General features: G+C 71.6%; 8 protein-coding genes. 3 read left to right on the top strand and 5 right to left on the bottom strand.

Annotated elements, in window-relative coordinates:
• Positions 1-135: 135 nt before the first annotated feature.
• Entirely contained in the window at positions 136-642 is a 507-nt protein-coding gene (locus IG99_RS40075) for a SigE family RNA polymerase sigma factor (RefSeq protein WP_037683294.1), read from the top strand.
• Positions 643-746: 104 nt separating this feature from the next.
• Positions 747-2,021 carry a hypothetical protein gene (locus tag IG99_RS40070; protein ID WP_037683293.1) on the top strand — a complete coding sequence of 425 codons (1,275 nt, stop codon included), beginning with the start codon at positions 747-749 and terminating at the stop codon, positions 2,019-2,021.
• A gap of 6 nt (positions 2,022-2,027) precedes the next feature.
• Here the strand turns inward: IG99_RS40070 and IG99_RS40065 are convergent, their stop codons facing one another.
• The 4 genes from IG99_RS40065 to IG99_RS40050 all read right to left on the bottom strand — a co-directional run bounded on the left by IG99_RS40065 (position 2,028) and on the right by IG99_RS40050 (position 7,683).
• Positions 2,028-3,371 (bottom strand): Nramp family divalent metal transporter, encoded by a 1,344-nt coding sequence (locus tag IG99_RS40065; protein ID WP_037683291.1) that lies wholly within the window; start codon positions 3,369-3,371, stop codon positions 2,028-2,030.
• Between the two features lie 102 nt (positions 3,372-3,473).
• Complete coding sequence (locus IG99_RS40060; protein ID WP_037683300.1) at positions 3,474-3,887, bottom strand: ATP-binding protein; 414 nt, start codon at positions 3,885-3,887, stop codon at positions 3,474-3,476.
• A gap of 182 nt (positions 3,888-4,069) precedes the next feature.
• Complete coding sequence (locus tag IG99_RS40055) at positions 4,070-4,987, bottom strand: MEDS domain-containing protein (RefSeq protein WP_037683289.1); 918 nt, start codon at positions 4,985-4,987, stop codon at positions 4,070-4,072.
• Positions 4,988-5,040: 53 nt separating this feature from the next.
• Positions 5,041-7,683, bottom strand: coding sequence for an ATP-binding protein (locus IG99_RS40050; protein WP_037683287.1), 2,643 nt, complete (start codon positions 7,681-7,683; stop codon positions 5,041-5,043).
• A 313-nt stretch (positions 7,684-7,996) separates the two neighbouring features.
• On the opposite strand from IG99_RS40050, the gene IG99_RS40045 reads away from it, so the two are divergent.
• Positions 7,997-9,352 carry a M14 family metallopeptidase gene (locus tag IG99_RS40045; protein ID WP_037683286.1) on the top strand — a complete coding sequence of 452 codons (1,356 nt, stop codon included), beginning with the start codon at positions 7,997-7,999 and terminating at the stop codon, positions 9,350-9,352.
• Here IG99_RS40045 and IG99_RS40040 read toward each other — a convergent pair.
• A complete protein-coding gene (locus IG99_RS40040; protein WP_037683283.1) occupies positions 9,349-9,846 on the bottom strand; it encodes a hypothetical protein in 498 nt (165 codons plus the stop codon). The genes IG99_RS40045 and IG99_RS40040 overlap by 4 nt on opposite strands.
• Positions 9,847-9,889 lie beyond the last annotated feature (43 nt).

The following is a 9,889-nucleotide window of genomic DNA, read 5'->3' as shown; positions in this document are numbered from 1 at the left end:
CTCCCCGTCCTCTCCGTCCCCGCCCCCATCCCCTCTCAAAAACCTTGCGCCTCCTGTGAAACATTTCCCCTCCCCCACCGCATCAATGAGGTGAGGACGGCAGTCCGAGCGACCACACCCACAGGGGGAACACGCATGAGGCAGGCCCGCGCGGACGAGTACGCGGAATTCGCGGCGGCGCGGGCCGGGCATCTGTACCGGTCCGCTTGTCTGTTGACGGCCGGGGACACCTACCTCGCCGAGGACCTGGTGCAGGAGACGCTGGGACGGTTGTACGTGCGGTGGGGGCGGGTGAGTCGCGTGGGGAACCCGGCGGGGTACGCGCAGACCGTCCTCACCCGCACCTTCCTCGCCCATCAGCGGCGCCGGAGCAGCAAGGAGCGGGCCACCGACGTGCTGCCCGAACGCGTCGGGGCCGATCGTGACGCCTCGCTGCGGCTGACGCTGCTCCAGGCCCTCGCTCGGCTGCCCGCCAAGGACCGGGCCGTGGTCGTCCTGCGGTATTGGGAGGACCGTTCCATAGAGGAGACCGCCGACGCGATGAACGCCAGCTCGGCGGCCGTGCGGACGCGGTGCGTGCGGGCCCTCGGCCGGCTTCGGGAGCTGCTCGGCGAGGACATCGGCGAGTACGCCAGACCCTGAGTGTCCCGTCTCCGACCGGAGTGTCCCGTCTCCGGCCCCGAGTGTCCCGTCTCCCCTCTCTTCCACTCTTCGCACACCCATCTTCCGGAAACGGTGGTTCCGCCATGCCCGTAGACCAGCACAGCGACCCCAGCAGCGGTCCCTTCGAGGACCAGCTCTCCGCCGCCCTGCACGAGACCGGTGGGACCTTCGACGGTGACCGGGTCGCGCTCGCCACCGCCGGGCAGGCTCGTGGGCGGCGGTTGCGGTTGCGGCGGCGGGCCGCCGTCGTGGGTGGGGTGGCCTCGCTCGCGCTCGTCGGCGTCGGCGGGGCGCTGCTCCTGCCGGGGGACGATACGCCCGACCCGGGGAACGGCAGCGTCGCCGCCCCGCCGAAGAGCACGGCCACTTCAGCCGCCCGCCAGGACCCCGTCTACGGGACCCAGCTCATCCGGATGCTCGAGGAGCGGCTGCCCAAGGGGAAGTTCAGCGATCCGCAGGCGCGCGGTACGCACGAGGTGGCCGGGCTGCCGCCGAACGCGCAGGTCGTCTACGACGACGGCAAGGGCGCGGCGGCCATCTCGCTCAGCCTGGATCGGATCCAGCCGGGCGGTCAGGAGGCACGGGAGTTCGGGAAGTGCCCGGACGAGGTCTTCGCCCCGAATGACGGTTGCACCGTGAGCCGGCTCTCCGACGGGTCCCTCGTCAGGGTGGTGAAGGGGTACGAGTACCCGGACCGGCGGGTCGACACCAAGATGTGGACGGCGGACCTGGTCTCCGCGACCGGCCAGCGCGTGAGCCTCACCGAGTGGAACGCCGCGGCGGAGAAGGACGCGCCGATCAGTCGGCCCGAACCTCCGCTGTCCCCGGCCCAGTTGAAGGAGTTCGTGGCGGCGAAGGAGTGGCGCGAGGTCGTGGACGCCATTCCTGCGGACCCTCACCGGCCCGCGGAGCCCACCCCTCCCGCCGACGCGCCGAGCGGCAAGGCGATACCGCAGACGCTCCTCGCGCTGCTTCCCAAGGGGCTCACGGTGGTCCAGCACAGCGGTGAGGACGGCCAGTACGCCTATGTCATCGTCGAGGACGGCAAGGGGCAGAGCTTCGTCCAGATCAACGTGCAGCCCGACATGCGGGACGTCGCCCACCAGCTCTACGGGGAGGGCTCCGAGACGCTGCCCGACGGCACCAAGGTCATGGAGCGGCAGGGGCCGGGCGAGAAGGGCGGGTCGGGGGTCGTGATGTGGACCGTCGACACCATGCGGACCGACGGGTTCCGTGTGGTGATCAGCGCCTTCAACGCCCGTACGCAGAACACCGACGCGAACCGCCCGACCCCGGCCCTCTCCATGAAGCAGCTCCGGGAGATCGCCCTCAGCCCGAAGTGGCAGCACCTGCGGTAGCCGACGTCAGAAGAACTCCGCCCACGGCTGGTCCCAGACCTGCTTCACGCACAGCACCAGGAACAGCAGGCCGGCCAGCGCCAGCATCACGTTGCTCAGCATGCCGTTGCGCCACGGGGCGGGGGTGCGCGATGAGTTGAGGAGCCAGATCAGGGTTCCGGCGAGGAAGGGGAGGAACGCCGCGCCCAGGACGCCGTAGAGGATGATCAGGCGGAAGGGCTGGCCCTGGAAGAGGAGGACGATGGGCGGGAAGGTCAGCCACAGCAGGTAGGCCCGGAAGGGCCACGACCGCTCGCGTTCGCCCGACGCGACCTCCTCGCCCCCGGCTCCGCTGCCCCCGGCCTCGCCCGCGCCCCGCTTCTGGTAGCGCGCCACGAAGTCCGCGAACATCAGGCTCACTCCGTGCCAGACGCCGATCAGCGAGGTGTAGGAGGTCGCGAAGAAGCCGATCAGGAAGAACTTGGCGGTGGCCGAGCCGTATTCCGCCTCCAGGATGTCGCTGAGCTGGATCAGGCCCTTGTCGCCGCTCGCGATGGCGACGTTCGCCGAGTGCAGCAGTTCGGCGCCGACGAAGAGCATCGCGATGACGAAGATGCCGGTCGTGATGTAGGCGACGCGGTTGTCGAGGCGCATGACCTTCATCCAGCCGGTGTCGGTCCAGCCCTTGGCGTTGACCCAGTAGCCGTACGCGGCGAGGGTGATGGTGCCACCGACGCCGCCGATCAGGCCCAGCGTGTTGAGGACGGAGTCCTTCTCGTCGGGCAGGACGGGGAGCAGGCCGGCGAGGGCGTCGGGGAGGTTGGGGGTGACGCGGATCGCCAGGTACACCGTCACCACGAACATGACGCCGACCAGCACCGTCATGACCTTCTCGAAGACGGCGTACTTGTTGAACCAGACGAAGACCAGTCCCGACAGGCCGCACGCGACGGCCCACCACTTGAGGTCCATCACGTCGGGGAACAGGGCCTGGAGCGGCAGCGCGCTCGACGACATCGCCGCCGCGCCGTAGACGAAGCCCCAGACGACGACGTAGAAGGCGAAGAAGTACGTCGTCCAGCGGCCGAGGCTCGCCCAGCCGTCGAAGAGGGTGCGGCCGGTGGACAGGTGCCAGCGGCCGGCCGCCTCGGCGAGGGAGATCTTCACCAGGCAGCCGACGATCGCCGCCCACAGGAGGGTGTAGCCGAAGTTGCTGCCCGCGATGAGGGTGGCGACGAGGTCACCGGCGCCGACGCCGGTGGCGGCCACCACGATCCCGGGGCCGATGTACCGCCAACTCGATTTGCGTGGAGGGAAGTCGGTGCCGGATGGTGCCTCGGAGTGTGTGGGGTTTCCCGTGGTGTCCGCCATGCAGGTCAAGAAACCGCAAAGCGTCGCGACTGGCAAGAGGGCTTCACCCGAGTGGGGGCCCCGGCGGCTGGGCGAACCGTCGGGGCCCGCCTCGGCGGAGCGCTACGGCTGTCGCCGACCACAGCCGTCGGCCCCGCACGTGCCGAGCTCGAACCAGACCGTCTTGCCCGGCCCGTCCTGGTGGCAGCCCCAGCGGCGGGCGAGCGCGTCCACCAGGAACATGCCCCGGCCGCTCTCCGCCCCGCCCGCCTGGAGCACCTGTGGGGCGCGGCGGCCGGTGTCGGCCACCTCGCAGCGCAGAACGCCGTGGGCGGCGGTGAGTGTCAGCCGGAAGCGGCTCGCGGAGTGCAGCAGGGCGTTGGTGGCCAGCTCGCTCACGAGCAGTTCGGCCGTGTCCACCAGGTCCTCCTGCTCCGCCAGCCCCCATCCCTCCAACTGTTTGCGGACCTCGGCGCGGGCCTCGCGGACGGCGGTGGGACGGGGGGCGTACTCGACGCTGAGGTGCCCGGCCCCCATGGGCGGCTGGGGGTAGGCGCCGTACTGGGGGTCGGGGTCCGGGAGGCGCCCCCCGGAGAGTCGAAGCATGGTTCAAGCGTCTCCGGTGGGGGGCGTGCGGCGCACGGGGAGGACTACCCGATTCCATACCTGCACCGTCCCCCGTCCGGGGGTACGGTGGCGGGCACCGGAGCCGGGCGCGCTCACGCGTACTGCAGCCGTACGGTCGCCCCCGCCCCGTCGTCCCGTACGTCGACGTACGCGCACACCTGCCGGGCGAACCACAGGCCCTGGCCGGGCTCCAGTTCGGGGGTGGGCGGCGGGACGAAACCGGCGAGGGGGTCGTCGACGCGGTGCGGTGAGCGCAGTTCGCAGACGCAGGCAGGCGCCTCGCCCCACAGCAGGGGGGCGGTGAGCGGTCCGCCGAGGTGCGCGGCCGCCTCGGTGACGGAGGTGGCGAAGAGCTCCGCGTCCGCCGCCGGCAGCCCACGGCCGACCGCCCAGGTGCGTACGGCCGCCCCGTCCTGGTCCGGCTCGGGCAGGAGCTCGGCGTCGTACGGGGGCGGCGGCAGCGGTACGGCGTCCAGCTCGGCGGCGATGCGGACCGGGTCCTCGTAGACACCGGTGCCGGGGTGGGCGCGGCGGGCCGCGGCGACGACCGCGGGGCCGGCGGTGCGCAGGTCGTAGGCGCACAGGGCGGTGGTGGACAGGGGGGCGAAGAGGAGGTTGGCCAGGGCCTCGTAGCGGATCCACTCGGCGCTCTCGCGGGCGGAGCGTCCGGCGCGGCCGTTCCACACCGGTTCCATGAGGAGGTGGATACGGCCGTGGGGGCCTGCGTGCGCGGCGAGGTAACCGGCGCCCCGGGCCACCGCGTTGGCGGCGGAACCGGTGTACCAGTCGGTGTGCGGGACGAAGCCGACGTCCTTGGCGTCGGTGCCGAGGGCGTCGCGCAGGAGGTCGAGCTTGTCGGGGGCGGCGATGGCCACGGGCGGGGGTTCGGCGGGGGCGGCGAGGCCTTCGTGGAGGAAGGGCAGGGCGGCGCTGAGGAAGGCGTCGTCGGAGTCGTACACGGCGATGCGGTGATCGAACGACCCCGGCGGCGAGGCGGGTTGGGTGGTCATGGCTCCCCTTGTGGTGGGTGGTGGTGGCAGGCGTGCGGGGGTGGGTGCGGGTCTCAGCGCTGGGCGGTCACCCAGGCCGCGATCTGGCTGCGGTTGCTGAAGCCGAGCTTGCTGAGGATGCGTTCGACGTGGCCTTCGGCGGTGCGGCGGGCGATGATCAGGCGGTCGGCGATCTGCTGGTTGGCGAGGCCCTGGGCGACGAGTTCGGCGACCTCGGTCTCGCGCGGGGTGAGGCGGACCCCGTCGGCGGTGGTGAGGCGCAGTCCGTCGGCGGTGGTGGCGTCGGGTACGGCGTGGGTGGCCCGGGTCGGTTCTGAAGTGGCCGGTACGCGGACGTGGTCGGGCCGGGGCCGCTGCTCGTCCCACTGGGCCGGCTCGTGCCGGTGCGCGTACCCGTTCTCGCGCTCGCGCTCCCGCTCTCGCTCGCTCAGGGCGTAGCCGACGATGTCGCGGAGTCCGAGGGCCGCGCCGCGTTCGTGGGCGCGGTGGTAGGCGGTGCCGCCCAGCGACTCGCGGACGCGGGCCTCGCTGCTCCGGCGGGTGGAGTTGAGGGCGTCCGAGCCGAAGCGGTTGCGGTCGACGTCGGCCCAGGCACGGTCGGCCCCGCCGAGCAGGACCGCGGCGCGCTCGTGGTCGCCGCGCTGGGCCGCGATCCTGGCGAGGAGGTCGAGGGTGAGGCCGATGCCGAGGACGTCGTGGACGGCGAGTTTGAGGGGCAGGGCCTGCAGGGCGTGCCGTTCGGCCTCCCACCAATCGCCCTTCACGGTGTGGGCGAGGGCGAGTATCCGCAGTGCGTACGACAGCACCCACTCCTCGCCGTGCTCCACGCAGAGGCGGCGGATCTCCTCGCAGACCTCGATCGCCTCGTCGGCCTCGCCGAGGAAGCACAGGGCGCAGGCGAGTTCGACGTGGTCGAGGCCGACCATGCTGAGGTGCTGGCCGGGGGCGCGGCCGCGGGCGACGCTGGCGCGGAAGTGGTCCAGGGCGGCCGTGAGGTCGTCGCTGAACAGGCGGATGACGCCGACGACGTACTCGGCGTGGGCGTCCTCGGCGGCGTCACCGAGCCGTCGGGCCAGGTCACGGGCCTGTTCGGCGCGGCGCAGGCCGCGGGTGAGGTCTTTCGGGCAGCCGGCGAGCAGTCCGGCGATCCAGAGGGCGCGGGCGCGTTCGCGGGTGGGGGCGGGGCTGGCGTCGAGGGCGCGGTCGAGCCAGTAGCGGCCCTCTCGGGGGATGCCGCAGGCGTGCCAGTGGAACCAGAGGGTGCCGGCGAGGCGCAGTCCGGCGAGGGTCTCGCCGGGGGCGGTGAGGCTGAAGTCGAGGGCGGCGCGCAGGTTGTCGCGGTCGGCCCGCAGCCGGGCGACGATCGCGGGCTGACCGGGGCCGAACCAGGCGCGTTCGCAGGCGGCGGCCCGCTCCTGCATCCAGTCCCGCTGTCGCCGCCGCGCGGCCTGCTCCTCCCCCGGGCGCGCCCGCAGTCGCTCCAGCCCGTAGTGCCGCAGGGAGTCCAACAGCCGGTACCGCACACCGTCCGGCCCCGCCTCCCGGCACAGCACGGACTTGTCGACGAGCCCGGCGACGGCTTCGAGCACGTCTCGCGGGCGGATCAGGGGATCGCCGCCGGGCTCGTCGCCATGCTCACCGCGCGCGCCGTCGTCCCCGTCACTGTCCGTTCTCCCGCTCCCCGCGACCTGTTGTGGCACCGCCCCCTCGTCCACCCTCACCACTCCCACCGCCTCCACTCCCACCGCCTCCACTCCCACCGCCTCCGCCGCCTCCGCCGCCACCGCCGCCTCCGCCTCCGCCGCCACCGCCTCCGCCGTCTCCAGGTCGAACGTGCCGGGCAGGACGGACAGGCGGGCCCAGACCAGTTGTTCCTCGGGGGTGCAGAGTTCGTGGCTCCAGGTGACGGCGGCGCGGAGGGTCTGGTGGCGGGGCAGGACGGTGGAGCTGCCGGTGGCGAGGAGGCGGTAGCGGTCGTCGAGGCGTTCGAGGAGCTGGTCGACGTCGAGGACCCGCATGCGGACCGCGGCCAGCTCGATGGCGAGCGGGAGGCCGTCGAGGCGGCTGCACAGGCGTGCCACGGCGGCGCGGTTGGCGGAGGTGAGGCGGAAGCCGGGGACGACGGCGGCGGCGCGGTCGGCGAAGAGGGCGAGGGCCGGGTAGCCGTCGGCGGCGGAGAGGTCGCCGTCCGGGTCGGGGACCTGCAGCGGCCGTACCTCCATGAGGTGTTCCTCGGTGAGGCCGAGGCGGTGCCGGCTGGTGGCGAGGATGCGGACACCGGCAGTGCCGTGCAGTAGGGCCGCGGCGAGCTGCGCGCAGGCCGGCAGCAGGTGTTCGCAGTTGTCGACGACCAACAGCACCCGCCGGTCCCGTACTTGTTCCACCAGCGCGTCCAGCGGCGGCTGCGCGGAGTGGTCGCGCAGGCCGAGCGCGTCGGCGGCGGCGAGTGGGACGAGCGCCGGGTCGTGCAGTCCGGCGAGCGGCACGAAGCGCACGCCGTCCGGGAAGGCCCGTTCCAGACGGGCCGCCATGCGCAGCGCGAGGCGGGTCTTGCCGACGCCTCCTGGCCCGGTGAGCGTGACCAGCCGGGCCCGGGCCAACAGTTCACGGCCGGCCGCCAGTTCCCTGCGCCGGTCGACGAAGCTGGTCGTCTCCACCGGCAGGTGGCAGTCCCGTCTTGGCGCTGATCCGCCCATGATCAGCCAGTCCTCTGGGGGTGTGGGGTCTCTGCGCGGACTGCCACTCTTCCCGCGCCCCTACATATATGCACCCCGCCGTCACACCCGCGGGTGCACTTTGCCGGGGACCGTGTCGGCGGTCGTCCTCGCGCGTACACTGCGCGGCCGGTTTCCGCTGGGTTCACCTCACCGACCCTTGGCGCACTCTTGACCTGCTCATGCCATATGGCGACGATGAGCCGCACACCCGCACCAGCACGTCGCTGAACCACCCCCGCTCCACTCCCCGGTCCGGTAGACCCCGGACTCCCTGGAGAAACAAGGAGACTTCATGCGACTTCGCATCCGCGGCTCGGGCGCCCGAAGCGGCAGACGCGCCGCCGCCCTCGCCCCGCTGCTGGCCCTGGCCCTCGCCGCACCCCTCACGGCGAACGCCACCGACGCGTCCGCCGACGGCGCCAGGAAACCGGCCGCCTCCGCCGACGACATCCGGCAGTACGAGATCCACGTCCACCAGAACACCCCGGTCACCCGCACGGCCATCGCCGCCGCCGGGGTGTCCGTCGACGAGGCCGACGAGGAGACCGTCGTGGTCTCCGGCCGCGCCGACCAGATCCGCAAGCTACGGCAACAGGGCTACGAGGTCGCCCCGCTGGGCGCCGCGCCGGACCGGGCCGCCGGAAGCGAGGCGCGGCTCTTCGACTTCCCCTCGGCGGACTCCAAGTACCACAACTACGCCGAGATGAACGCCGAGATCGACCAGCGGCTCGCCGCCTACCCGAACATCATGAGCAAGCGGGTGATCGGCAAGTCGTACCAGGGCAGGGACATCGTCGCCATCAAGATCAGCGACAACGTGGCGACGGACGAGGCCGAACCCGAGGTGCTGTTCACGCATCACCAGCACGCCCGTGAGCACCTGACGGTGGAGATGGCGCTGTACCTCCTCCGCGAACTCGGCGCCGGCTACGGCTCCGACTCCCGGATCACCAACATGGTGAACGGGCGCGAGATCTGGATCGTGCCCGACCTCAACCCGGACGGCGGCGAGTACGACATCGCCTCCGGCTCCTACCGGTCCTGGCGCAAGAACAGGCAGCCCAACTCCGGCTCGTCGTACGTCGGGACGGACCTCAACCGCAACTGGGACTACAAGTGGGGCTGCTGCGGCGGGTCCTCGTCGTCCAAGTCCTCCGAGACGTACCGGGGTGCCGCGGCCGAGTCCGCGCCCGAGGTGAAGGTCGTCGCCGACTTCGTGCGCAGCCGGGTGGTCGGCGGGAAGCAGCAGATCACTGCGGGGATCGACTTCCACACGTACAGCGAACTGGTGTTGTGGCCGTTCGGGTACACCTACTCCGACACGGCGACCGGGATGACGGCGGACGACGCCGCCGCTTTCAAGGCGGTCGGGCAGAAGATGGCCGCGAGCAACGGGTACACGCCGGAGCAGTCCAGCGACCTGTACATCACCGACGGGTCGATCGACGACTATCTCTGGGGCTCGCAGAAGATCTTCTCGTACACCTTCGAGATGTATCCGTCGTCCAGCTTCGAAGGTGGGTTCTACCCGCCCGACGAGGTGATCGAGCGGGAGACTTCCCGGAACCGGGACGCGGTGTTGCAGTTGCTCGAGAACGCGGACTGTATGTACAGGTCCATCGGGAAGGCCGGCCAGTACTGCGGCTAGTCGGCGTCCTCTTCCTCGAAGTACGCGTCCAGTACGGCGTCCAGCTGTTCGTCCCAGTCCTTGAATGTGCTCCTGGCCGTCGCCTCGATCTCGATCGGGTACCAGCGGCGGTCAGGGGTGTGGACGGTGACGGTGTAACGCTTGCCGAAGCGGGCGGTCTCCGTCTCGACCGCGCCGATCTCGTCCCAGCTGAACTCGCACTCCTGGTCGTCGAGGGTGAGCCGGACACCCTTGTGATCGGCGACGATCCTCGCACGCCGGTCGGAGGCCTCGAAGACGGGACCGTCAGAGGGTTCCTCGACAACGGCTTCCACATCGGCGGCTTCCACATCGGCGGTTTCCTCGTCGACCGCCTCCTCATCGACGGCCGTTTCCTCGGCCTCAGTCGGCTCCTCCGGCTTCGCGGTCGCCGGCGACGTGAGCCCGGGGATGAAAGCCGGGTCGAATCCGGCGCCCTCCAGGGGCTGGCTGCTCGAACCTATGCGCTGCTCCACAGCGGGAAGTATGGTCGAAGATCCTGTGCGGGACACAGCCAGC

This window comes from Streptomyces griseus subsp. griseus (assembly GCF_000720255.1).
GTDB lineage: Bacteria > Actinomycetota > Actinomycetes > Streptomycetales > Streptomycetaceae > Streptomyces > Streptomyces griseus_I.
This window is presented reverse-complemented; position numbering and strand designations above follow the sequence as displayed.